This window comes from Candidatus Chlorohelix sp., assembly GCF_037138995.1.
Classification (GTDB): Bacteria; Chloroflexota; Chloroflexia; order Chloroheliales; family Chloroheliaceae; genus Chlorohelix.
Genome location: NZ_JBAXHI010000003.1, coordinates 155805 through 179880, shown reverse-complemented (window position 1 = coordinate 179880; position 24076 = coordinate 155805). Strand labels below are relative to the sequence as shown.

Here is a 24076-nt window from a genome sequence, read left to right as displayed (position 1 = left end):
CTTCTTCCGCCGCTTCTACTTCCGCTTCTAGCTCAAGCTCTACAACTTCTTCTGCCGCCGATTCTACTTCCGCTTCTAGCTCAGGCTCTACAACTTCTTCTGCCGCCGATTCTATTTCCGCTTCTAGCTCAAGCTCTACAACTTCTTCTGCTGACGATTCTATTTCCGCTTCTAGCTCAAGCTCTACAACTTCTTCTGCTGACGATTCTACTTCCGCTTCTAGCTCAGGCTCTACAACTTCTTCTGCTGACGATTCTTCAATTTCAGGCGCGAGGGGTTCTAAAACAATCTCAGGAAGGGCAGGTTTAACCAATTGCTCAAGAAGATGTTCAGGGCTAATATCTGGGTCTATAGCCAACCCAAAATGCTCTTGCAGGAGGGCAAGATTATAATAACGCTTTTCGCCGAATTCGTTTAGGGTAGCCGAGATTATGGTACTCAAGGCGGGGGTTAGGTTACGGTTGAGCAAAAGCGCAGGTTGGGATTTTCCGGGACGATATTGCTGACAGGTTGCCATTTTATAAAGTATTGCGCCCAAAGCATAAATATCACAGCCGAGTTTGTCCTCATCTTCTGCTGCGATAGCGCTGGTGCCATAGCTTTTTAGGAAAGCTTGTTTTGATTTGTTATATAAAATATTTTTTGGATTCAAATCTCCATGAAACAGCCCGTTTGAATGCAAAACTTCCAGCGCATTACATACATCCCTACCGACAGCGCCAATTGTCTGGTTATTGAGGGGTCTATTGCGGGAGATAGCTATTTGTTCGTGGAGGCTACCGCCTTCAATAAATTCGTAGATAAAATAATGCGTATCATCACTAGAACCGTATTCCAGCACCGAAACAAGACCGGTGTTACCTGCAAGTTGGTTACTGATTTCAAACTCACGTAGGCAAGCGACCAGATAAGCAGGGTTAAAATCCGGGTGGGTAGCCGAAATAGCTCTTACAAATACTGTTTTAATATTCGAATTAGCAATATACGTAAAAACTGAAGATTCAGCGGTAATAGAGCTTATTACCCTGTATTTCCCCAATATTGGTTGCTCTAATTCATCCACAGACATAGCTTGGTAACTCTCCAGATAATCCCTTAGAATTGCGATGAAAAGTAGAGAAAAGGAAATTGAATAAGAGGTGGCTTTTGAAACACAAAATCAATTTTGCTGACCACAAACCGATTTCTTTCAAGAGCTATCGCTTTCCCTTTAGTTCTACAACCCATTCTGTGCTTATATGTGACAATAATATTGTCAATAATCATTTACTCGTTAATTTTATAAGAGCATATAGTAATTATACTACAACTTGAACCTAAAATTTCCCTAAATTATTGTTTGAATTTGCATATATGTAACGGTTTGTAAATTTTTTATCTCTTGGAAAGAAAGTAATACAAACCTGTATCAGGATTTTTATAGAACTGCTTTTATTAGTATATCAATTATTTACATTTATACAATGTTTATCTGAACCCAACATTACCGAAATCAAGCGCACCCTATTAGAAAAATAGTAATAGACAACCTAAATCTGCCCTTAACATGTGTTAATTTCACTAGATGTTAGTATTTAATAAAATATCTATAAATCTAGATGCAGTTTACCGCTATAACAATGGGACCTGAAGTTTGTTGGGGCGAAAATACATTAGCAAATATAAGAATATTGTGTGATTTTCAGGAAACCAACTGCCTATTATTCGATTTTTCAATAGCCATATTGTACCAAAAGCTAAAGATTGAGGCAAACTATAGACAAGTGCAAGTATGGTATTTGCATCATCTTACAAAAAGGTTCGCAAAAGGGTTTGGGTAAAGGCGTGATATGTGACCACGCCCACGTTGGTTTACTATGCATTGCAGAGTGAAAATTCTACAAAAACTAGGTTTGAATTAGGGTCTTTGTAATAACTATGGCGATAGCACTTATGATTGCTGCCGGATTGGACAATTTGGATTATAATAACTTCACGCAGGTATCGGAGAAGCCTGCCGTTTTGCAAATGCAACAGGAGCGCTGACTACCACTTGACCCGGCGTAATCCCAACGCTGTTTGCTGACAAAAAATTGCGCCGCTTTCTCAAAAATTTTATGGAGAAGTAACTATGTATTGCCATAAATGCCAGTTTGTTTGCGATGAAACCGATGCTTTTTGCCGAAAATGTGGGGCGACATTAGCGGAAGAAGGTCAGTTCAGCGAAACAACTGTCACCGCCCTTGAGGTGTTAGAGTCGCACTTGCCCGTCAAAGCCACCGCCCGCAAATTGCCTATGTACCTAGCAAAGGCAGGTGAGTTGCTTTCCAGTGAAACCGGGCAGAAGCTGGCAAAGGGCGCGATGGTAGTTGCGCTCAGTGTTGCTGCCGAGATTATTGATCAGGCGATGAAGCAGGACAAAAAGCGTAAGCTAGAGCGGATGTCTCCCGGTGAGGTGGTGCGCTCGCTCAGTCCGCTCGATAACGGTTTTTCCAGTCCCATTCTATCAAACGGTATGAGTGAAACTTATGATTATTTTTATGAACGTTGGATAATTCGCCGCACTATCCGCCGTGAGTGAAGCCAAAGATAGGTAGAAAATGATTATTGGCGAAAAAATCAATTTGCGCCCCTATAACCGTGAAGATGTGCGACAATTCGCCGCTTTGACAAATGACCTTTCCTATAGCAGCGAGTTCAATTTCTTCGGGCTGCGTTCTCCTGAAATAGTGGAGCATTCTTTTGAAGAAGATGGTTTCCTGCATTACCAACGGGGGCGGTTGGTGGTGGTAACACCAGATGGTACGGTGGTCGGGATGGTCAGCTATCATATGGAAGCTTACGGACCAAACGACGGCAGCCGGGTTTATAACATCGGTATCACCTTGATGCAAGAGCAGCGTGGCAAGGGTTACGGCACGGAAGCACAAAGCTTGTTAGCAAGTTATCTGCTTGCGACCTTTCCGGTTATGCGCGTGGAAGCTACCACCGATATTGAGAATCTGCCGGAGCAACGTTCGCTGGAAAAAGCCGGTTTCACCCGCGAGGGCGTGTTGCGAAAAGCACAATGGCGCAACGGAGCGCACCGTGACATTGTACTCTACAGCAAGTTGAGGGGCGAATAACGCTCGTTACTTTTTTCCACAATCAGTTGGAGCAAACATAGGGCAAGCAGTAGTTTGGCAGGTTAGCTTACGGCTGCTATACTAGCTGGTGAAATAAATAACAAACAGATTTGAACTATAGATGAAAGATTATATGATGGGTGCAATTGACGAAGTTCTCAAAGCTAACCTGCGTTATGTGCAAAATTTCTCCGGTCAAGATTTGTCGCTTGAACCAGCGCAACATCTAGCGGTAGTAGCTTGCATGGATTACCGAATTAATATTGAGCATGTGCTGGGTTTGAAAAATGGCGACGCTAACATTATCCGCAACGCCGGGGGCTTGGTCACAGACGATGCGCTGCGCTCGCTGCTGGTGTCCACCCATATGTTGGGGGTCGAAGAAATTATGATTATCAACCATACCGAGTGCGGTATGCTCAAGTTCAAGGACAAAGATTTGCTCTCACGCTTGCAACGTAATTCCGGCACCGCTACGGTTTCGCCCGCTGCCTTCTACGCTTTCACCAATCTGGAAGAAAATGTACTGAATCAGGTACAACGGGTCAAATCGCACCCTTGGATACCGAGCGAAATAATAGTGCGCGGTTTCATTTACGATGTAAAGAGCGGACTGCTAACTGAGGTACACGGCTAATTCTACCATCCCCCCCAGATTGTGAACGCAGGGCGTATCTTGTAGGAGCAACCTCCGCGTCGCGATTTAACCCCCCTCCATCTAAAACCTAATGTAGGTTAAGTACAAAAGAAAACAAAGCTATTGACAAATATAAATAACGCTATATAATACATTCAGGTAAGCAGAGCTTGAACTGAAATAATATGTGAAGGAATAGCGCTAATTATAGTCTGTGCAAAAGGCAGTCGAACCCTGAAAGGAAGGAGAAGGCATATGAATATTACAGTCAGTATGGGTAGAACGAATTGCGGTGGAGCATGCCTTCGACCTGGAATTGGGTCTGAGCGGTTCTTGAGGTATAGGGTAAAACCTAGTGGCTTACACAATGCCGATTTTAGCAAGGAGAATAAAGCTTGCTAGAACCGAGCAGTTAGAAAGCCAGAAATATAAACCTCTTGAAACGCGATGACTAAACTAAAAATAGCCCATCGCGTTTTTTGTTAATCAAGCACATCTTGAAGAAATTATAGATTGTTATTTTACTTAATTTGATTCACACATTAGGAGAAATAAAGCAATGTATCCCTATCAGCATGAGAAGCAGGCGCAATACCGACAACAAGAGTTTTTACAAGAAGCCGAACACGATAGGCTTGTGAACGCAGCGTGTAAAAGCAATGCACAATCTCTTCTTGCCAAACTAGCGGTTAGAATGGTAAAGCCTTTCCGCGCTAGTAATTACAAAAAGTTAGCCAAAGAGGCTTAATAATTGATTGTATAACCTTCAGAAATCCTCATTAAACCTCTAAAGTATCTACACTACCCACAACCGGAGTAGGTGACCTCGCCGCTTCGGTTTTTTTATTCGGTCGAAAAAGAAGATAAAGCAAAAATGCCAACGCCATCAACCCAAACTGTAAAAGCCCAATTATAACAAAGGGCATTCCCCGCGCCGTATTTTCGTAAAGAAGCCCGCCGATTAGTGACCCAGCGAGAGTTCCGAATTGCTGCACCGCGTTATAAAGCCCTTGTGCCTTACCGCGTGAATGAAGCGGGCTATGGTCTGCCAAGTAGCCATCAGTCGCCGCCCGCGACACCGCATCAATCGAGCCTTCCACCACCCCAATTATCATTATAATAAGGAAAGAGGTAATTATTCCGTAGCTCATCCATACAAATGATAGTAGAATTGACGCGCTGAACATCATCAGCAAGCGCCCTACTCTATCAGAAAAACGCCCTGCCCAAGGCGCAACCAGAATAATCGGAATCGAATAGACCGTATATGTCCAGCCGATAGCGGTAAGCGAGAAGCCCAAATCGGCAGCAAACAAACTCCAAATGGCAATTGCAACACCGGGACCAAGCCCAATCGCGCCCTTTACCAAACAACCGATAACAATCGGTAAGGTCAAAAGTTTTTCTGTTCCGCTCAACTCTGCCGGAATAATAGCTACCGGAGTGTCCATTTGACTTGCGTTCCTTTGGCTATAACCGCGATAGGAAAACAGCACCAGCAAAATCGAGGGAATAAATATAAGAAAAGAAAGTAGATAAACCGCCTGAAATCCGGTTATCTCCGCCATCAATGTACCCATGGGAGGCCCGGCAAACATGCCAAAGGTAATAACCGCGCTGAACAGCCCGAAAGCCTCGCCGTTCCTGCCCGAAGGCGTAAGGTCTGCCAGCAACGCACGAGCAGGCGAGGAAACCGCCGCCGCCGTTATTCCTTCTACAAAGCGCAGTAGAATGAACATTTCGGCGGAAGTAGTGAACATAAAACCCAGGGTAATCAGGGAATGCCCGATCAAACCGGCGATAATCAGGTTCGGACGATTTACCCTATCACTCAACCAGCCAAACGGGAAAAGAAAGACAAAACCAGAAAACAAGAAAGCAGCCGCCATAAAGCCCAATGCAACGCCGCTTGCGCCTTCATCTCGCGCATAAAGAGTCCTTATCGGAGCTATGAAGCCCTGTGCCAAAAACGAAACAGCTATCGCAATCAACAAACTTGCGATTTGCCAATTACTCCAAAGGCTCGGCGGTCTTTTCCGCTTACCCAAAGTGGGATTCGCTATTTTAGATTCGGTGAGATTCAAAACAGCCCCTCCAAAGAGCTTTTTCAGGCGCAACTTTGACTATTTTATCAGATTCCCATAGAGTCGCATCTTGTGGAAGAAAGCTATTGCCCTCAATTGCCCTCTATCCCTAAAGAAATTGCCATCCCTACGGAATCCCCTTCGCCTAGAACTTCCAGCATTTGTTTTAAGTCAATTTCTTTTTGCTCTTCCAGTGCCATCTGTTTTTTCTCTTTGTTAATCCTGATTTCTAATTACGAGAGTTACACCCTATAAATCTTCAGTACCTCACCTCTGTAGGGGTTGATGACTTTCATTGCGATGTTGCCGCTGGATGGGCACCTTGCAAATACTCTTCGACCACCGCCACCTTAAATTCGAGTTTGTAGCTTTTTCTGGTTTTGTTGGTTATCATTTGCCAATTGTATAACCTTAAATCTCTATCTTTCCGTGTCCGATTTTCTGGGTCCATTATATTTTGGAACAGTGCTGGAATGGTGACATCTTAGACTGCCTAGAAACAGTGAAAAGATTTGCCCAGAGTATGTCTTGGAACGGAAAGTTTCCAGAGATAGCCGTAATTGACAAGCTGAATCAATCGGGGGTTAAGCTTTCTAGGGAAGCAATGGCTGTCGTGGAAGGGTTTCTGGTTCGCCTACCTAAGTTGCCTAACTGGTTTGTTACCACACCTTGCCTTCCACTTGATCTGTGTGCTTAATTATTTTTAGTTCCCTTAGGAAGTGGGGCAGAACAAAAAAGATGCTACGGAAATACTTTATCCTTCATGCCGGGACCTGCGCCGAGTACCACAATTGCAACTTCGCCTCCCGTTGCGGTGACTTTGAATTTACCGCTGAACTTATCAATTTGCAACGAACCTTGCCAAGCGTTATATCGAGCAAAAGGCGAAAGCTGTTTCTCCTGTGAAGCTACCACCTGACCGTTATCGTTCTGGTATTCAATTTTGAGAGTAACGGTGGCGTTGCTAGTGTTCTGGATAATACCGGCAGTAGTGTAACCGCCATCCGCATTTTTGAAAACAGTATAATCCGGGCTACTTTGCGTGGTTTTTACCTGTGCAGGGTAGGTTATAATCGAACCGTCCTCAAGCCTATTTTCTATGGTAGCGGCAACCGAAGAGGGCGCCAAAATAACCGCGCTGCCGTTGAAGCGAGAGTTAGGGTCAGCCAGTTTCAGGGAAGCAAGGCTGAACCGCTGACTAGACAATCGCGCCATATCGCGCTTTTCGGTGAAGATTACTGTTCCAGCATCGTTGTAATAGGTTATCTCTACGGTTACGGTTTTGGTACTGGGATTTACCAGCGAAATATAGCTGGAAGTATCGGCATCTTGCTTTTTGATGAAGGGCAGATAAAGTTTATTGCCTGTTTCTGCCGAATTATATTCAATAGTTTTGCCGTCAGAAGCCAAACGAACTGCGGTAGCGGTTACAGGTGCGCTACTAACAATTGCTGCCCAACCGTTATAGACCGGAAGATACAGGTTGCCAGCCCACACTGTTTTAGTACCTTTTGCTGGCACAGTTTCAAGTAGCGTTACCACTCGTGCCGTGTCGGTAGCCTCGTTATCATCTATCGCTACCTCTTTATCGCCCACTTTTTTGGTATTGGGAGCGCCAGACCAGTTGTTAAAGCGGATGAACACATCGGCAGGTTTATCGGTGGGGTTCGAGATTACAAAGCCCATAGTTCCGCTGCTGTTGTCACCATTTTTAACTGCCAGCGGGAACAATAGATTTACCGCACCGCTGGAGGGGGTTGCGGAAGTTGCGTTAGCTTTAATCCCGGCAAGGCTATCAAGGCTGACGCTAGTGGTAGTGGAGGCTTGGGGGTTTGTGGGGTATTCGCCGCGATTCCCGGCGTAATCCATTGCTCGCACCCGGAATTGGTAGGTTTTACCAGCCTGACCTTGAAATAAGGCAGCGATTCCCGGCGTACCGCTTAACCAATTAGTCCAATCACCGTTGCTTTCGCGATATTGTACATCGAATAGGGAAGTGTTAGGTCCGTCCACATTATCGAAACTTGACCAACGCACCAGAAAAGCGGTTGGGCTAAGCGTGGGAAGTGAATCCACATTGCTGCTAGGAGACAGCGTATCTATACGAGTAAAAACCTGCCCGGTAATCGGTGGTGTGCTGGTAATGCCAGATTTGCCAGTTGCTTTAACCCGGAATTGATAGGTTTTGCCGTTATCGCCTCGGAATTGAGTAGTGGTAAGGTTTGTATTGCTAAGAAGATTTGACCAATCGTTGTCAGATGAGGCTTTATATTGTAAATCGTAGCCAGCAATTCCGGCATTACCGCCTTCTTCCTTACCAACCCATGAAAGATTGATTACGTTGGAGTTACTGAATAGCGGAAGAGTATTAACCGCAACCGATAAAACCGATGAGTCTTTTGCTTTGATACTCACATTAAGCGTCAAATCTTTGACCCCTTTGGTTTGCAACCACACATCGTTAGGTTGCACCAAATCAATGTGAAGCACAAAATCTCCGGTCAGATTGGGAACTGCCACCTGAAAGTTAGGGTAAACAAGCGAACCGCCCGGCGGCATATCTTGCGGTAGGTTAGCGCGTACCTCTTCATAGTTGTTTTTGGCAACGGGAGCGCCATATCCATAAAACCAGCGATAGCCTACTTTAAGCTCGCTTGCGCCGGAAGCTGCCCATGCGACAGTACCGCTATTGGTAAGTTTCAAGCGTGGGAAGGTTAATCTTGCGCCTACCCGTCCTTCGGTTGGAGCGTTTTCCACTTCCCATTTCACCTGAATAGGCGAGGTTTGTTGCGCTACTGCTACACCGCTGACCATACTCAAGGCGGTAATAAATAAAAGCATCTCCGCCAACATTGCTGCCCCAATCTGAAATCCTGTAATAGTCCGGCTACCTGATTTACGCATTTGCCGCTTTCCTTGCACAAGCACCTGATATGGTTTGAAAAATCATGTTATGTCTACACGAATTATATGTCCCTATGTTTAGCCTGTCAATGGTATGTTATAATTACGCTCGAATTTTTAGGCTCAGGGATGTTTGAATGAAAGAATTGCTGGATAATGTGGTGCTGGTTTTATACCAGCCGCAGGATGTAATAAATGTAGGTGCAGTGGTACGGGTGATGAGCAATTTTGGGTTGCGCCGCTTGCGCTTGGTTGAACCTGCGGCTTATGACCCCTACCGAATTGAGGGTATCGCCCACCATACTGCTCCGGTGATAGAAACGATAGAACGAGTTCCATCATTAGAAGAAGCTATTGCCGATTGCGGCTTTGTGCTTGGAGCTACCGCCCGCTCACGCGGTGTCAAGCGGGAACAGCTTACCCCACGTAATGCGGCAAATACGCTGTTACAGGCAAATCGGATTGACCCGCAAAATTTGAGCGCGGTACTTTTGGGGCGCGAGGATGATGGCTTGCCAAATGAAGCGTTAGATTATTGCCATGCGCTAGTGACTATTCCCACCGATGATTTTAATGCTTCCCTGAATCTTGCTCAAGCAGCATTGGTAATAGCCTATGAATTATGGCTGGCGGCAAATCCACAAATCGAGAGTTTGCACCCTGCGCTACCCATAGCTCATGTGCATACCGAAGGCGCTCCGCCGCGTTGGGGAGACCCTGCTAGTGTGATGCTGGCGCTTCAGAATGCTCTTGTTGAAGATATAAAGCTTGCCAACGGAACCGACAGGGAAGCGATATTTACGGCACTTTCCGAATTGCTTCTAACCTTACACCCCTATACTACGGATGAGAGACTGTCCTATTCGATGAGTCGTTTAAGGGCAATCCTGTTACGTGCCGCTCCGCGCAGAGATGAAAGCCGTATGCTGTCGCATCTCTTTCAGAATATAAATCGAAAATTGCTGAAATTAAGGGGCGAGGAGTAATTTTAGTACAGAGATAAAAAGCTTATACGCCCCCTGTCTGAAAACCTTTTGAGGCGAATGTTCAACCTCATGCTGCGGCTGAAAAAGGTTTGATGTTCAGCCTTTCTAGGAATTGGTTGCATAATGCCGGATTCCACGCTATAGGCTTTCGTTTGGTATCGTGACTGTCCGAGCCACAAGTTACCAATAGCTTATGGCGGGTGGCTAATTCGACTAATCGCTCTTCTTCGGAAGTGTCGTGCGCGTGGTAGTAGGCTTCTACCCCTTCCAAGCCAAGTTTTACAAGCTCAAGTATAATCCGGTTGCTGGCGTAGGCTATTTCTGCGCCGCCACGTCCCGGATGCGCCAGAATAGTTATAGCGCCTGCATTTCTGGCAATGTCCAAAACCTTCTTGGCAGGTTGCGCTATTTTGTATTTCGGCTCAACTTCCCGGCAAATAGCCCACGCTTGGTTGAAATTCAATTCATCATTTTCCAATGAGCAAGCCAGTTCATAAATTGGTGAGATGGATTCGGTAATTGCATCTAAGGGCGATTCTGCTATTTTATAGCCACGCATTTCCAGTCTTTCACGCATTATTTGTTTTTTGTGCCAATGCTTCAATCTGGTTTCTTCCAGCAACGCATTTATTTCAGCGTTTTCAGGGTCGAACCCATACATCAGCAAGTGATAGACTGAGCCTTTGTGTTCAATTGCTATTTCCACACCGGGGATAAATTGTATTCCATTTTTTTTCGCATAGATTCCAACCATTTTCAAACTACTGAGAGTTTCGTGGTCACACACGCTCAAGATTCCGATTTTTTTCGCTACTGCTGCCTCCACCAAACTTCTAGGCGACCATACCCCATCGCTGGCAAAAGTATGGGTGTGTAAATCTACGCCGCGGTTTATTTGAAATATTGGAGCTTTCATTTTATCTACTGATCCTCTATAAGTTCTAATTAATTTTATTGGGCTTATTCCCCTTTGCTCTAGTATAGTAGTAGATAAACATTGGAAAAGTATTGGAGTGCTATTCAAAAACCGCTTATTTCTAAGCGGCTGAGTTAGTAGGAGTATTTCTTCGGTTTCCTGAATTTATAAGCCGAGAAATTCCATAAGCACCTGTACCACTAAACGATGGTCTTCTTCTTGCGGTAGCCCTGAAACTGTAACTGTACCTATCACCCCTACGTTTTTGATAATTATAGGAAATGAACCCCCGTGAGGAGCATATTCTTCGGGATTTAGAAAATGCTTTTCCTCAATGGTGGTGTTGCGGCTTTTGTAGTAAATTCCCATAAAATAAGAGCTATGATTAAAGCGGTTCACCACCCGATTTTTGCGCTTGATCCATTCGTCATTGTCAGGGGTAGTACCGGGCAGGGCGTAGTGGTATAGTTGATGCCCGTTCCGGCAAATATCCACCGTGAAGTTCTTGCCTTCTCGTCTGCCAATATCCACCAGCCATGTTCCAATTTCGTAGGCATTATCATTGGTGAATTCGGTAAATTGGATTAAATCCTCTTGCTGTTGTAACTCTTGCAGCAATTTATTTAAGTCTTCCATGAATTTATTCCTCTCTACTCTACTATCAACACTCGTTTTTCGCGGCTGCTCTGCTCTGCCAAATGGATAAACTTGATTACTTCTAATGCTTCTTGCGCTGTAACTGGCGGAGGTGTACCATCAGTTAGAGTGGCGTATATGCCTTTATAGAAGGTTTCATAAGAACCGGGTAAGGTTTCGCTTTTACCGCTTAGAGTTAGTTCTCCTGCTTCTGTAAAAAGCTCGCCGTATAATTCCGAACTCTCTTTTCCCCAACCTGAATCGCCGGGACGCATACCCCTTTTAAGCGCATCTTCTTGTGGGTCAAGCCCGTATTTAATATAACTGCCTTTGCTACCGTGTACCTGAAAACGAGGACCGGGTTTTTTATTGACGCTACCAGAATGGAGTATTACCCGTAATCGTTCATAACCGAAGATAAGGTGGAAATAATCAATTGTATTTGCGCCGGGACGTTGTGGGAAAGCATCCGCCCAGATTGTTTGAGGCTTGCCGAACAACTGCAATGCCTGATCAATCAGGTGTGCGCCCAAATCGAATAGAATACCCGAACCCTCTAACGCTTGTTCGCGCCACTTGTTGCCTACTTCGAGCCGAAAGCGATCAAAATGGGATTCGTAAGTGTAAATTTCGCCCAACACATCGCTCTCAATCAACTTTTTTATAGTTAGGAAATCTCCATCCCAGCGCCGATTCTGATACACGCTCAATAACCGCTTATTTTTTTCAGCAAGGCGAATTAATTCCTCGCCCTCCTCAAGCCGGTTAACGAATGGTTTTTCCAACACTACATTCTTACCGGCATTAAGAGCCTGACTTGTCAGAGAAAAATGGCTGGTGTTCGGGGTACAAACTACTACCAAATCAACTTGCGGGTCATTTATCAACTCTTCGGGACTGGAAACTACCAACGCTTCTGGATAATCTTTATGTGCTTTATCAGGGTTTGAAGATGCTATTTTGTAAAGCTCAAATTCTTTGAGGCGCGAAATCAGGGGAGCATGAAAAACTGCGCCCGAAAGTCCGTAGCCAATAATACCTGCCTTGAAAATAGACATAGTGTTACAAATTCTCCTTAATAAAGATGTCTAATGGATTTATCGTACCACTTATATTGGGGAATGACAATTATTTACTGGGGGCTGTTGCAAGTTCGGTATGCGTTAGGGGTCACAATAATGCTAAAACCCGCCTTTATCAAAATATTTGGAGTTGCACAGTAATCGAACATATATGTTATAATCTGGGCTGTGGAGTAAGTAATTCTCAAGTGTAAAAAGCTGGTAATACTATGGACCAGTCCTCAAATGGAAACAACCGCTCCCACCAAAATGGCGTAAAAGGCAACGCTATTCCCACCAAAATAAATCCCCCTGCACCGCACTCGGTTTCTGGTCGTAGCCGAACTAAACCGGCTTATCCTTTCTATGGTATTTATTCCTCAAATCGTGTTCCCGCTTGGATAATAAGAAAAAATAAACGCCTCCCACCTAGCGGAGGCAAAATTACTGTTCTAGCACTTATATTAACGTTGGCTTTTGGCTTTCTTCTCTCCATTGGGTTATTTTTAGCTATAGCCGGGTTGGGAAGTGGCGCGGCAATTCTAACCTACTCCTCTTATGCCAAAGGTTTAAGCCTTGACAAAGAATATGCTCTAACCTTTGAGACAACTCGGATTTACGACCGCAACGGTGTTTTACTTTTTGAGAAACAACCGGAAGCCGGAGCGCGTGATTTTATTTCATTTAAAGAAGTTCCTAAAGTTTTGGTAGATGCTACCGTTGCTGCTGAAGACCCCACTTTCTTTGAAAATCAAGGGGTTGATATGTATGCAATTCTAAGAGCAGTTTATATAAATCTTTCAAAGCAAGGTAGTTCTGGAGCCAGCACTATTACCCAACAGGTAGCACGTTTGCTGTATCTACCACCGGCAGAGCGCTATACTCCCACTTTTGAGCGCAAATTTCGGGAGCTTATTCTGGCGACAATGATTACGGAGAAATTTACCAAAGAGCAGGTTCTGGAAAAGTATCTGAATAATATTTACTACGGCAACCTTGCTTACGGAATTGAAGCCGCCTCTGATGGTTACTTTGGTAAAACAGCAAAAGAACTGACGTTAGCAGAAGCTAGTATGCTGGCAGGGTTGCCTCAATTACCAAGCCAATATGACCCAACAATTAATTATGATTTGGCACGTCTGCGGCAAAAGCGGGTGCTTGAATTAATGGTTAAATATGAAAAAATCACCGTTCAGGAAGCGGCAGATGCGTATGCTTATGATATAAAAGCGCACCTGCAAGACCGCCGCTCCAAATCCGATACTATGAGAGCGCCACACTTCGTAAATTATATTCTCGCCGAACTTTCCAGCGATACGGGCATGAAACAATTGACCGATGCGGGCGTTCTAATCAGTCCAGAAGATTGGGAGCTTGGCGGTTTTGATATTTACACCACTATAGATGTGCGTTTGGTGGATGAAGCCGAGAAAATTGCTCGAAAACGAGTTGATGAACTTAAACAGCAAAAAGCCAGCAATGCCGCGTTGGTAGCAATGCGCCCTTCTACCGGAGAAGTGCTTTCAATGGTAGGCAGCATTGATTTTTATAACAATACAATAAACGGACAATTTAATGCAGCAGTTTCGTACCGCCAGCCCGGCTCATCAATAAAGCCTGTAACTTATGCCGCAGCGATGACCAAAGGCTGGACGGCAGCAACTGTAATCGCCGATATACAGACGAATTTCCCATCAGGCAATGGGCAGGCTTACTCACCGGTTAATTCTAATGGTAAGTTTCTAGGTACTGTGCCACTTCGCAATGCTCTTGGCTCTTCCTTGAATGTTCCGGCAGTTAAAACCCTTCAGTTTGATGGCATCCAATATATGATGGATCTTGCCAAAGATATGGGAGTGCAGTTCCAGAAAGGTCCTGAATTTTACGGGCTTACCTTAACGCTTGGGGGGGGGGAGGTGCGCTTGCTGGATTTAACAGGCGCTTACTCAGTGTTTGCCAATGCCGGGAAAAAGGTTGACCCTGTATTTGTTCTTAAAATTATGAAACGCGATAAGCTGGTATATGAATTCAAGCCGGAGGATGTTAAACCTCGCCAGATTCTCTCTCCGCAAATCTCTTACGTTATTACCAATATTTTGAGCGATAATGAAGCCCGCTTGCTAGTTTTCTCACGTTCCAACCCATTGACATTATCGCGCCCTGCCGCTGCAAAAACGGGTACTACCAACGATTTTAAAGATAGTTGGACAGTTGGTTATACTCCAGACCTTACGGTAGGGGTTTGGATTGGCAATAATGATAATAGTTCCATGTTAGCGGTTGCCGGTAGTATTGGCGGGGGCTATGTTTGGCATGATTTCATGGAAACGGTATATGGCACGCCCGAACTCAAAGCCGCAATCGAGCAAAAAGACAAGCCGCTAAAGCTAAATTTCGATAAGCCCACCGGACTTGCCACCGTAAAAATCTGTGTGGATAGTGGTCTTTTGCCAAATGATAATCCGGTTTATGATTGCCCGGACAAGCGTGATGAGATTTTCCCGGTTGAATTTGTTCCCAAAACAAAATCAACCTTGCATCAACGTGTAAAAATTCCCAAGAAGCAATTGCCGCAGGGTGTTACGACCCCGCTTCCAACTGCGACCCCTTCTGGAAATGTTACGCCAAGTTCGGGTGATATAAAAGCAGATGATCCGAATTACTGTGTTGCCGGAGATACTTACCCGCCTGACGCGGTTGAGGAAAGAATATTCTTTAACTATCCACCGGAATTGAAGGATTGGGGAATTAAAAATAACAGATTGCCGCCGCCGACACAGCCTTGCCTACCCTTTGTTGCGCCGACTGCCACGCCACCGCCGGATTTATCTCCAACTGCACAACCGGGAACGCTTTATCCCGGACTTACAAACCCCGCCATATCGAGTGGTTCGGCGCCGGTGCAAACCCCTACTACCCCGCGCCCTGCGACGCTAACGACTGTTCCCGCTACTCGGAGTCAGACCTTGCCACCCACCCCAACCAAATCTGGCTGAAAAAGGACAAAAAAATATGCGCCACCCACCCATTACGCACAGCTTACGGCTGCTACTTTCCAGTCCTGACCGGGTTCACAGGCTCCTGCCGGATGACGCATTGAGTATGTTACACCTTTGGCTTGCTAAAGTCAAGTTTTTTTGAAGCTTGTCTATTTACCTCTTGAATTGCTATAATCCGCACTTTTTGGTATAGGTTGTTTTGTCTCTTTTTTTTACCATGCAAAAGCGGATTTTTGCTATCCTTTTCCTTTCTCCCATAAATGTGTGTAATCACCATTTAGACCATCTTGATTTTCTAAATGAGCAAAAATTCCTTGAATTAATGTAGCACAGATATTGACACCTGTGTTAACAAGGTTATAATTAAATTACATGATATTCACTGACTGTCCTCAATTTTGACTTGCACATCTGTACAACCGGAAAGTTCACCTCTATAGATTTACCCAATAAGGTATTAACTAGAAGAGAGGCTATTTGATTATGGATGACAAACAGGATACAAGAAACCTGCAACGTTATCTGCTACTGGCGTTGTTTGCATTTTCGCTGTTGCTGGTAACATTCCTTATTTTTGCGAACCTTTATAATGACACATTCTTTAATTTCATTACACCCGGTCAGCGTCCTCTGAATCAGTGGCCACGCTATCGGTAGCCTGAAGTTATAAAATTGGGCGGGGTTATTGTTATTGCCCGCCCCCCCTATTAATTACAGGTTTTATAACTTTAGCTTTTCATATTTCTTATAAATATTCTCGGAGCTTAGACAGTGCCGTTTTATTCATGCCGTCTAGGGCAAGCAATTCCTCGTCACTGGCTTCTTTGATTTTGGCGGCGGTTCCAAACGCTTTCAGCAAAGCTTGCTTGCGGCGTGGACCGATTCCGGGAACTTCATCCAGCGTAGATTTATAAACTGCTTTGCTGCGAACCTGACGGTGGAAAGTAATCGCGAAACGGTGTGCCTCATCTCGAATGCGCTGCACCAGATAAAGCGACTCGCTGTTGCGTGGCAAATACACCGAGAGTGGTTTGTCAGGCTGGAAAATTTCGTCATGCTGTTTGGCAAGCCCCACCACCGAAATATCTTCCATTTCCAATTCTTTCATAACTTCCACCGCCGCGCTCAATTGCCCTTTGCCGCCATCAATAATTACCAAATCGGGTAAATTCTGCCAACTATAGTCTGCCTTGCTTTTAGCTTTTAACTCAGGTTTGGACTTCTTGCCCTTTTTCGCTTCCTTGCCGGGATGCCCACGCACACCCCAATTGGCATCGTGCGGGTCTTGCATTTCTAACCCTGCTTCCTGCCCGGTAAGCTCAAGCGCGTTGTTAGCAACTTCAAGTTCTACCAGTGCTGCCTTATCCTCCTCACTCGCCATATAGTTCATTTCCTCTACGGTTTTGGCACGTTTGAAGCGCCGGCGCAACACTTCCTGCATCGAGGCATAGTCGTTTGCCCCTTCCACCGTTTTGATTTTGAACTTGCGATAGTCGGATTTTTTGGGGCTGCCATCTTCAAACACTACCATGCTCGCCACCGAGTTTGTACCTTGCGTATTGGAAATATCGTAGCACTCGATGCGGCGTGGGCGAGCAGGCAACCCCAAAGCCTTCTGTAATTCGTTCAGGGCAAAGGTGGTTTTCTGCTCATCATTCAGCCATTTCAGGCGGTTCTGTTGCAAAGCCTCCGTAGCATTTTGCGCCACCATTTGCACCAGCGCCTGCTTGTCGCCCGAATCTGGCACTAGCAGTTCCACCGAACTCCCCGCCTTCGCGCTCAGCCACTCCTGCACTACTTCCAAATCGGAAGGAATATTTTGCAGCAGCATGCGAGTTGGTATATAGGTTGCCTCGCTATAATATTGGGTGATAAAGCTGGTTAAAATTTCGCCCGGTGTCTCGTCTTGCGTACCCTTCATAAAGAAGTGTTCCCGCCCTACCAACTTGCCGCGCCGGATAAAGAAAATTTGCACCGCTGCCTCGCCCTCGTCCACCGCCATTGCAATTACATCTTCATCGTAGCTGTTATTGCTCACCACCTTTTGCTGCTCTGTCACCTGCCTCATCGAGATTAATTGGTCGCGGAAACGAGCGGCGCGTTCAAAATGCAACTCCTCGGCGGCAGCTTCCATTTTTGCTTCCAATTGATGAACCACCTCATCGCTTTTGCCCTCTAGAAACATGATAACCTGATTGATAGCGCCGTTATATTCGACTTTATCGGCGAACCCCGCGCAAGGTCCTAAGCAACGATGGATGAAATAGTCGAGGCATGGGCGGTCTTCCTTACCGTTAATGGGCAGGTCGCAATTACGGTAAGGAAACAGCTTTTGCAACACCTGTACCGTGCGATAGGCAGAGCCATTACCCGCAAACGGTCCGAAATAACGCGCCCCATCATCCAGCACCTTGCGTACAATAATGGTACGCGCCCAGTCCTCGTTTACCGTCACCTTGATATAGGGGTAGGTTTTGTCGTCCTTGAGCAGAATGTTATATTTTGGGCGATGCAGTTTGATGAGGGTATTCTCAAGGTTTAAGGCTTCCCGCTCGGTATCCACCACGATATACTCAAAATCGTGGATACGCCTGACCATCTCCTCTACTTTGGGGGTCTGCCCACTGAGCGAACCAAAGTAGCTCGAAACGCGGTTGCGTAACGAAATCGCCTTGCCCACATAGATAATATTATTGCCATCGTCGCGCATTATATACACGCCGGGTTTGTGCGGCAGAGATTTTACTTTCTCATCCAGATAAGTTTCGCGGCTCATGCTCTATTTCAATTCCTTCAAAAAAGTCGCCAACGCCCGGTTGAAAAATTCGGGGTTCTCCAGATTTGCCATATGCCCGGCGTGCGGTACTGCGCTGAACTGCCAGTCGGGGATAGCTTGCGCCATTGCCTTAGCCTTATCCAAAGGCATTAACTTATCATCTATACCGTGAATAATAAGAGCCGGAACCTTAATCTGCGACAATAGCGGAGTCGAATCCGGACGTTCCGCCAAACCGGGCAAGGTCGCAATTATCGTTTCTGGATTAGTACGCTCGATTACACCCGCCAATTGAGCCACCAAATCGGGCTTGTCACGGTAGGTTTCGGTGGCGAACAGTCCCGGAATCATGCTTTCGGCAATCGTCCCCGAACCTTTCTGACGCACTGCTTCCAAAGATTTATAGCGCAGGTTACGCCCTTCCGACGTATCCGGTTCGGCTTTGGTATCGGCAAGAATCATGGCGCGGATTCTTTGTGGGTACAAGCGATAGAAGGCAAAAGTGATATAACCGCCCATTGAAAGCCCCAACATTGTTGCCTTCTCTATTTTGAGATGGTCGAGTAACGCTGCCACGTCCACCGCTAATGCTTCCATTGTATTCACATCGCCAGGCGCAATTCCGCTCTTGCCAAAACCTCGCAAATCGGGCGCAATCACGCGCCATCCTGCTTTCGAGAAATAATCAAGCTGTGACAGCCACATAGTATGGTCGAGCGGAAAGCCATGCAGCAAAAGCAAAGGCTCTCCCGAACCCGCTTCCATCCAGAACATCTCCACCCCGTTGATATGCGCCTTTTTCTCTGGCATCTCTATACTCTCCTTAGCTTAAACCAGCTTGTCCAGTTCAAATAATTCTTGCCAGTGTCCCTGCTTAATTTCCCCCAAAAAATTGTGCAGGATAAAAGCGGTTGCGCCCCAGATTACGTAATGGCGATAAGTGTAAAAAACCATCTGGCGCGAATGTCCGCCTACCCGCCATGTCTCCAACGTAAAGGCGCGAGGTTGCAGCAGTTCAGGCAAAGGCACATGAAATATTTCACCCACTTCATAACCGTCCGGGATAAAGTTCAAAACCTGCGCCGGATTATGCGGTATCGCCACAAAGGGATGCACCATGAAATTGCTGACAATCGTATCGGCTGCCGGAAGCGCACCTAAAATCTTCAAGTCGGCAGGGTTTATCCCAAGCTCCTCCTGAGCTTCGCGCAGGGCGGTAACATCTAGAGTAACATCTTCAAGGTCGAAGCTGCCTCCGGGGAAACTGATTTGCCCTTTGTGATTACGCACCTTCTGGCTGCGCCGGATAAACAAAACGTTGGGTTCGCCCTCCAACAACCGCACCAGCACCAGTATGGCAGCGGGTCGGCGCATAGTTCCGGACGGTTTGAAATCACGTTGCGGTACATCAATTGCGCTATCCTGCGCCTTTTTCTCTACTTCTCGCATATTTTTATACTACCTCGGACAAATTATAAAACTCCGGTCAAGCTACCCTACTTTCGGGAAACGCAACGATTCTCTGCCACATAGTAGCGCCATGGCAAATCCTGACCCTGCGAAATCCCGATGCGGGTGGTACTTACTATCTGGAAAGAGGGAAGGCGTATTTCGGGCGGCGGTTGCGCGATAAAAAGCGTCTCACTTTGTAGCCCTAGCCCGTTTAATGTACCATTGATTCCCAACGCAGCAGTCAATTTGCCGGGACCGTTCGCCAAATTGTGTTCTTCCGGCTTCACCTTCAACTCGTCCAATCGCCGCCTCTGCCGAATCAAATCCAGACCCGCAACGGGTTGCAAGGCGCGAACCAACGCAGCCGCCGGAAAATCGGTGCGTTCGGTGACGGTATTAAACATCCAGTGATTGCCGTAGGTAAAATAGACGTAGGCATGACCGGGTGCGCCCCACATAGTTTCGTTGCGGGGAGTGCGCCCCTTATAGGCATGGCAAGCAGGGTCGCCTTGTCCCACATAGCCTTCAGTTTCCACAATTAGCCCTGCCGCGCTACCTTCGGACGTGCGACACACCAGTACCATACCCAAAAGCTGTTGCGCCACTTCAAGGGTGGGGGCGTTGTAAAATTCCGGCGGCAACTTATGTTGTTCAAAGTAAGTCAGCAACGCGGCTTCTTCGCTTGCCATCGAGTTATTGTTATATTCCACGCTGTTGCCAAAAATCTGCGAGTTGGCTTTGGATTAAATCTTCTTCTGCACCGGACAAATAATAGCCGGAAGCATGTTGCAACAAGTCGTTGCTAACTCCCAAAAACGCTAGGTTATCACTGGTACGCAGAATTTCAAGAAAATAAGCCAGATAGCCTTTTTCTCCCAGCAACATCAGCGCGACACGACTGTAAAAAGCGGTGGTACGCGCCGAAGCCCATGCTTGCCATCTCCGCTCCCAATCAGCAACCTCACCGGAGGGTTTGCCGCGTGCGTACACTGTATCCGCACCATTACGCAGGTCGTTCAGGGCGCGAACCAGAGTCCTATGCAAGGATTCAGCGGCTTTCGCTTCGGATAAAGTAGGGGCTTTGCGTAGCCCGTTATCGTGCAAAGCGCACTGCTCTAGGCAGTTTTCAAAAAATCTATCGGGGCTGGAGTAAACTAACATAAGCGCATGCTCTCCGTTTCTTTCTCTTCCGGCTTACCGCTGAAATCAAAACAAATATCTTTATAACAAAGCATCTTATCAGGATGGCTTACAAGCTTTGTGGTATATTTTACCTCAAAGAAATAAAAAAGCTAATCATATGTCAAAATTTGTTACTTATATTTCTAAAGAAGTTAACAAAATTAGACGCGCTTTCCAACTTAAATGGCATTTCCTATTTTGCATACTTACCACCCTGATTGCCGGTCAGACTATAGTGCATCTGATAATCAATGCTTTTGCTCCAATACAACTCGATTACAGCGAAGGTCTTCTGCTGGGTGGCGTTGAGCAAATTCTGAGAGACCCAAACCCTGTCGCCCTTTATAATTTCAAGCCAGATTTCTACGCTGCTACCGTTTTGGCTTACCCGCCCCTATTTCCCTACCTCTCTGCCCTATTAGCTCGTCTTATGACATTAGTTCCGGGGGTGAGCGGTTGGCTCGTACCCCTTTATGCTATGCGGTTGCTATCCTTTGCCGGTTTGTGCTTAACTGCTTATTTCATATATAAGCTGTCGCGGTTATATAACCCAGACCGATTAGTTAGCCTTACTGCCGCCAGCCTTTTCCTAGGCACACATCCGGTAATTTTCTGGGGCGGCATCGGACGAGTGGATGCGCTAGGTATCAGCCTTATACTTGCCGGAATATATGCCACTCTTAAAAGCTTGAAGGCGCAAGAAAATCCGGGCTTAAAACTGTTACTACTTAAACCCTTGCCGCTATTCTGGCTGGCATTTTTCACAAAGCAATCTTTGGTTGCCGCTCCGTTGGCGCTGGCACTTTACCTGTTTCTGGCAGGACGAAGACGGCAGGCGTTTATTTTTGGCGGAGTTTATGCGCTTGCGGTTGGGTTGGGTGTGTTGGCGCTGTCGTTACTTACCGAGGGGCGCTATCTTTTCTTTATTGCGATGGAACGTTATACCCCGTTTGCGCTCGACCAAATGCTAGGTAACTGGATTCTATTCCTGCTGCTACAAGCTCCTATAATTGCAGTGGTGGTGTGGCTATCACAGCCAATTGTTCGGCATCAAAACGCTTTGAGACTGCCTTTACTGTGGGGTGGATTGGCAGCTACTACTGCGCTGACCGTTGGTAAAACCGGCGCGGCAGACTATTATTTCTTTGAGGCTATTGCCGCGCTATGTGTGCTGGCAGGGTGTTTAATAATTCCGACATCCGCCTTCAAAACTGGGCAATGGCTATGGCGTATAGCAACCGGATTGCAGATGATAGTATTGCTGGTTTCAATAATTCCGGTGGTGTACCAACCCAATAATTATGATTACCTAAGAGAGCCGTTCCAACAAGCTGTTAGTTATGTAAAGCAATATGGTAGCGCAAACGAAAAACTATTTATCGAACTGACCGGTCCGACTTTTGCAGCAGGACGCAGCGAACTGGTTTTTGATCACTTTATTTTTCGCCAGCTTGCCAGAGTTGGACAACGGAATGGACAACTATTAGTGGAAGATGTAAAGCAGCATACTTTCAAAATGATGCTCTTTGGTTTCGATGTACTTCACGAAGAACGCAGCGGGGCGTATCGTTGGCCCGAAGGCTTTGAACAAACTGTGCGCCAGCATTATCGCTTGATAGATACCCTACGAGGCAGCGAAGGACAGGATTACGCTTGGATTCTGATACCCAAAGAGGGAGAATAAACCAGTTAGTACCCAAACGCTAAAATCAACCAATAAAGATAGTGCGCCCCAACCTGTTAGCGATTCGTGGTGGCGCTGGCGTTGGATAATTTTCACGCTAAGCCTGACCGTATTGCCATTGGTTTGGGCATGGGTGGTTACGCCAGCAGGACAGCAATTTACCGGGCTGCTTTTTAACGCCAACGATGGCAATACCTATCTGGCAAAAATGGAAGAAGGGCGACAGGGCGCATGGGTGTTCCATTTGGCACATACCAGTGAACAGGGGGGCAATGGGGCAGTTATCTTTGTGTTCTACCTGCTATTAGGCAAGATAGCCGGACTTCTCCACCTCCCCAATATTCTGATATTCCATTTTGCGCGGGTGCTGGCGGGCTGGTTGCTTTTAGAAGTTAGTTATCGTTTCATCACCTTACTTTTTACCGACATAGTTAGGCAAAAGCTGGCTTTCCGGCTGGTTTGTGTGGCATCCGGCTTTGGCTGGTTGCTGGTAGCCTTTGGCGTAAATGCACCGGATTTCTGGGTGGCAGAGGGTTATACCTTTCTGAGCATTTTCGCTAACCCCCATTTCCCGCTGGCAACGGCGTTATTAATACTTGCGTTAACCGAAACGCTATTGGGGCTTGAACAACAACAATGGCTGCACTACTTGAAAGCGGCAATTGCAACACTGGTTCTGGGATTTGTACATCCTTTCCTGCTGATTACGCTTGCCGGGGTACTGGCGGTTTACTGGTTGTGGTTGTCTATCGCAAACCGCCGCCCGGATTGGTGGGGCATGCTTGGGCTAATAATGGTGGGGCTGACAGGTACGCCGGGTCCTTTCCTGACATGGTGGGGGACAGAAAACGACCCGCTCTTGAAAGCGTGGATGAGCCAAAACCAAACCATCACGCTTGATCCGCTCACTTCGCTGTCAGGTTACGGGCTGTTAGTACCGCTGTCAATTATAGAAATATGGTGGATAGCCCGCCGCTTACCCGCGTTGGCTGGTAAAAATTCGCTTTTAAATCGGCGCTGGCAATTGGTGGTGATTTGGTTGTTAGTTACGGTAGGGCTATTGGCATTGCCGCTAAATTTTTCGCGCCGCTTTCTGGAAGGAATTCACCTACCCTTGTGCTGTCTAGCTGCTGCTGGTTATTACTTTTTGGTTATAGAACGCTTCAGGTTTGATTTTAAAGGGCGGTTGCTGGTGGGAATAAGCGCCCTATCCAGTGTAGTAATGGTGGTTATTTCAATTGCGCTGGTTTACCTACCACAAGATAATTTAAATGACCCTGTGCGTGTGCCGTATTTGAGCGCGGGGGAAATTGGCGCGATAGAGTGGCTACAGCAACATAGCAAGCCAGAGGAAGTAGTGCTGACGGGTCCATTACTGGGAAATGTGCTGCCCGGGCGCTTGCTAATACATGTCTTTTACGGACATTCAATGGAAACAATTAATTCCGAGCAAAAGCTGGCAATTATGCAGCAATTTTTCGCGCTGGAAACTCCAGATGCGACTCGCCAGCAAATTATCCAAACATGGCAGCTAAATTACCTGCTTTACACTTGGCGCGAACAAAATCTGGGCAAATTAAAGCCAGCCACAAAGGGCTGGCAATTGGTTTATTCCGCTGAAGGGGTACAGCTTTACCGTTTTTGAGGCTGTACAG

20 protein-coding genes and 1 other RNA gene are annotated in these 24076 nt (G+C 46.3%); 9 read left to right on the top strand and 12 right to left on the bottom strand.

All coding sequences use genetic code 11. The features are described 5' to 3' along the window. A partial coding sequence (locus WCK19_RS02985) for a protein kinase (protein WP_342395867.1) occupies nucleotides 1–1069 on the bottom strand: 1069 nt, incomplete at its 3' end. Between the two features lie 1041 nt (nucleotides 1070–2110). Here WCK19_RS02985 and WCK19_RS02980 point away from each other — a divergent pair. The 4 genes from WCK19_RS02980 (at nucleotide 2111) to WCK19_RS02965 (ending at nucleotide 4489) form a co-directional block, all read left to right on the top strand. After that, nucleotides 2111–2560 (top strand): hypothetical protein, encoded by a 450-nt coding sequence (locus WCK19_RS02980; protein WP_342395866.1) that lies wholly within the window; start codon nucleotides 2111–2113, stop codon nucleotides 2558–2560. Between the two features lie 19 nt (nucleotides 2561–2579). Next, nucleotides 2580–3104, top strand: coding sequence for a GNAT family protein (locus tag WCK19_RS02975; protein WP_342395865.1), 525 nt, complete (start codon nucleotides 2580–2582; stop codon nucleotides 3102–3104). A 121-nt stretch (nucleotides 3105–3225) separates the two neighbouring features. Then, nucleotides 3226–3741, top strand: a complete 516-nt coding sequence (locus WCK19_RS02970) for a carbonic anhydrase (RefSeq protein ID WP_342395864.1) — start codon at nucleotides 3226–3228, stop codon at nucleotides 3739–3741. Between the two features lie 559 nt (nucleotides 3742–4300). Beyond that, on the top strand, nucleotides 4301–4489 hold the full coding sequence (locus tag WCK19_RS02965) for a hypothetical protein (protein WP_342395863.1): 189 nt from the start codon (nucleotides 4301–4303) through the stop codon (nucleotides 4487–4489). Nucleotides 4490–4520: 31 nt separating this feature from the next. Here the strand turns inward: WCK19_RS02965 and WCK19_RS02960 are convergent, their stop codons facing one another. Then, nucleotides 4521–5825 carry an MFS transporter gene (locus WCK19_RS02960; RefSeq protein ID WP_342395862.1) on the bottom strand — a complete coding sequence of 435 codons (1305 nt, stop codon included), beginning with the start codon at nucleotides 5823–5825 and terminating at the stop codon, nucleotides 4521–4523. Nucleotides 5826–6566: 741 nt separating this feature from the next. Then, nucleotides 6567–8729 (bottom strand): fibronectin type III domain-containing protein, encoded by a 2163-nt coding sequence (locus WCK19_RS02955; protein WP_342395861.1) that lies wholly within the window; start codon nucleotides 8727–8729, stop codon nucleotides 6567–6569. 137 nt (nucleotides 8730–8866) lie between these two features. Here WCK19_RS02955 and WCK19_RS02950 point away from each other — a divergent pair, with 137 nt between their 5' ends. Then, nucleotides 8867–9715 carry an RNA methyltransferase gene (locus WCK19_RS02950; protein WP_342395860.1) on the top strand — a complete coding sequence of 283 codons (849 nt, stop codon included), beginning with the start codon at nucleotides 8867–8869 and terminating at the stop codon, nucleotides 9713–9715. A gap of 67 nt (nucleotides 9716–9782) precedes the next feature. Here WCK19_RS02950 and WCK19_RS02945 read toward each other — a convergent pair whose 3' ends face one another. From WCK19_RS02945 to WCK19_RS02935, 3 genes are all read right to left on the bottom strand, one after another. Then, on the bottom strand, nucleotides 9783–10631 hold the full coding sequence (locus tag WCK19_RS02945; protein WP_342395859.1) for a PHP domain-containing protein: 849 nt from the start codon (nucleotides 10629–10631) through the stop codon (nucleotides 9783–9785). A gap of 165 nt (nucleotides 10632–10796) precedes the next feature. Next, nucleotides 10797–11267: a heme-degrading domain-containing protein gene (locus WCK19_RS02940; protein ID WP_342395858.1), complete on the bottom strand. Its 471-nt coding sequence runs from the start codon at nucleotides 11265–11267 to the stop codon at nucleotides 10797–10799. A 14-nt stretch (nucleotides 11268–11281) separates the two neighbouring features. Beyond that, a complete protein-coding gene (locus tag WCK19_RS02935; protein WP_342395857.1) occupies nucleotides 11282–12325 on the bottom strand; it encodes an oxidoreductase in 1044 nt (347 codons plus the stop codon). 233 nt (nucleotides 12326–12558) lie between these two features. On the opposite strand from WCK19_RS02935, the gene WCK19_RS02930 reads away from it, so the two are divergent. Beyond that, entirely contained in the window at nucleotides 12559–15324 is a 2766-nt protein-coding gene (locus WCK19_RS02930) for a transglycosylase domain-containing protein (RefSeq protein WP_342395856.1), read from the top strand. Nucleotides 15325–15334: 10 nt separating this feature from the next. Here the strand turns inward: WCK19_RS02930 and ffs are convergent. Then, nucleotides 15335–15428, bottom strand: an RNA gene (gene ffs / locus WCK19_RS02925) — signal recognition particle sRNA small type. A gap of 382 nt (nucleotides 15429–15810) precedes the next feature. Here ffs and WCK19_RS02920 point away from each other — a divergent pair. Continuing rightward, on the top strand, nucleotides 15811–15984 hold the full coding sequence (locus WCK19_RS02920; RefSeq protein WP_342395855.1) for a hypothetical protein: 174 nt from the start codon (nucleotides 15811–15813) through the stop codon (nucleotides 15982–15984). Nucleotides 15985–16072: 88 nt separating this feature from the next. On the opposite strand, the gene uvrC is transcribed toward WCK19_RS02920, so the two are convergent. From uvrC to WCK19_RS02895, 5 genes are read right to left on the bottom strand one after another with little or no spacing between them, the layout of a single operon-like run. After that, entirely contained in the window at nucleotides 16073–18103 is a 2031-nt protein-coding gene (uvrC, locus tag WCK19_RS02915; RefSeq protein WP_342395854.1) for an excinuclease ABC subunit UvrC, read from the bottom strand. Between the two features lie 3 nt (nucleotides 18104–18106). Further along, entirely contained in the window at nucleotides 18107–18913 is an 807-nt protein-coding gene (locus tag WCK19_RS02910) for an alpha/beta fold hydrolase (RefSeq protein ID WP_342395853.1), read from the bottom strand. Between the two features lie 18 nt (nucleotides 18914–18931). Then, nucleotides 18932–19552: a CoA pyrophosphatase gene (locus tag WCK19_RS02905; RefSeq protein ID WP_342395852.1), complete on the bottom strand. Its 621-nt coding sequence runs from the start codon at nucleotides 19550–19552 to the stop codon at nucleotides 18932–18934. A 47-nt stretch (nucleotides 19553–19599) separates the two neighbouring features. Further along, nucleotides 19600–20265, bottom strand: a complete 666-nt coding sequence (locus WCK19_RS02900) for a DNA-3-methyladenine glycosylase (protein ID WP_342395851.1) — start codon at nucleotides 20263–20265, stop codon at nucleotides 19600–19602. After that, nucleotides 20255–20716: a hypothetical protein gene (locus WCK19_RS02895; RefSeq protein ID WP_342395850.1), complete on the bottom strand. Its 462-nt coding sequence runs from the start codon at nucleotides 20714–20716 to the stop codon at nucleotides 20255–20257. The genes WCK19_RS02900 and WCK19_RS02895 overlap by 11 nt, the downstream gene beginning before the upstream one ends. Nucleotides 20717–20855: 139 nt before the next feature. Between WCK19_RS02895 and WCK19_RS02890 the strand changes: the two genes are divergently transcribed. Both WCK19_RS02890 and WCK19_RS02885 read left to right on the top strand, forming a co-directional pair. Beyond that, on the top strand, nucleotides 20856–22421 hold the full coding sequence (locus WCK19_RS02890) for a hypothetical protein (protein ID WP_342395849.1): 1566 nt from the start codon (nucleotides 20856–20858) through the stop codon (nucleotides 22419–22421). 112 nt (nucleotides 22422–22533) lie between these two features. Then, nucleotides 22534–24066 carry a hypothetical protein gene (locus tag WCK19_RS02885; protein WP_342395848.1) on the top strand — a complete coding sequence of 511 codons (1533 nt, stop codon included), beginning with the start codon at nucleotides 22534–22536 and terminating at the stop codon, nucleotides 24064–24066. The last annotated feature ends 10 nt before the right edge of the window (nucleotides 24067–24076 follow it).

Coding starts and splice junctions, on each gene's coding strand:
- WCK19_RS02980 (WP_342395866.1), top strand. CDS start 2,111: ATGTATTGCCATAAATGCCAGTTTGTTTGCGATGAAACCGATGCTTTT.
- WCK19_RS02975 (WP_342395865.1), top strand. CDS start 2,580: ATGATTATTGGCGAAAAAATCAATTTGCGCCCCTATAACCGTGAAGAT.
- WCK19_RS02970 (WP_342395864.1), top strand. CDS start 3,226: ATGAAAGATTATATGATGGGTGCAATTGACGAAGTTCTCAAAGCTAAC.
- WCK19_RS02965 (WP_342395863.1), top strand. CDS start 4,301: ATGTATCCCTATCAGCATGAGAAGCAGGCGCAATACCGACAACAAGAG.
- WCK19_RS02955 (WP_342395861.1), bottom strand. CDS start 8,729: ATGCGTAAATCAGGTAGCCGGACTATTACAGGATTTCAGATTGGGGCA.
- WCK19_RS02950 (WP_342395860.1), top strand. CDS start 8,867: ATGAAAGAATTGCTGGATAATGTGGTGCTGGTTTTATACCAGCCGCAG.
- WCK19_RS02945 (WP_342395859.1), bottom strand. CDS start 10,631: ATGAAAGCTCCAATATTTCAAATAAACCGCGGCGTAGATTTACACACC.
- WCK19_RS02940 (WP_342395858.1), bottom strand. CDS start 11,267: ATGGAAGACTTAAATAAATTGCTGCAAGAGTTACAACAGCAAGAGGAT.
- WCK19_RS02935 (WP_342395857.1), bottom strand. CDS start 12,325: ATGTCTATTTTCAAGGCAGGTATTATTGGCTACGGACTTTCGGGCGCA.
- WCK19_RS02930 (WP_342395856.1), top strand. CDS start 12,559: ATGGACCAGTCCTCAAATGGAAACAACCGCTCCCACCAAAATGGCGTA.
- WCK19_RS02920 (WP_342395855.1), top strand. CDS start 15,811: ATGGATGACAAACAGGATACAAGAAACCTGCAACGTTATCTGCTACTG.
- uvrC (WP_342395854.1), bottom strand. CDS start 18,103: ATGAGCCGCGAAACTTATCTGGATGAGAAAGTAAAATCTCTGCCGCAC.
- WCK19_RS02910 (WP_342395853.1), bottom strand. CDS start 18,913: ATGCCAGAGAAAAAGGCGCATATCAACGGGGTGGAGATGTTCTGGATG.
- WCK19_RS02905 (WP_342395852.1), bottom strand. CDS start 19,552: ATGCGAGAAGTAGAGAAAAAGGCGCAGGATAGCGCAATTGATGTACCG.
- WCK19_RS02895 (WP_342395850.1), bottom strand. CDS start 20,716: ATGTTAGTTTACTCCAGCCCCGATAGATTTTTTGAAAACTGCCTAGAG.
- WCK19_RS02890 (WP_342395849.1), top strand. CDS start 20,856: ATGTCAAAATTTGTTACTTATATTTCTAAAGAAGTTAACAAAATTAGA.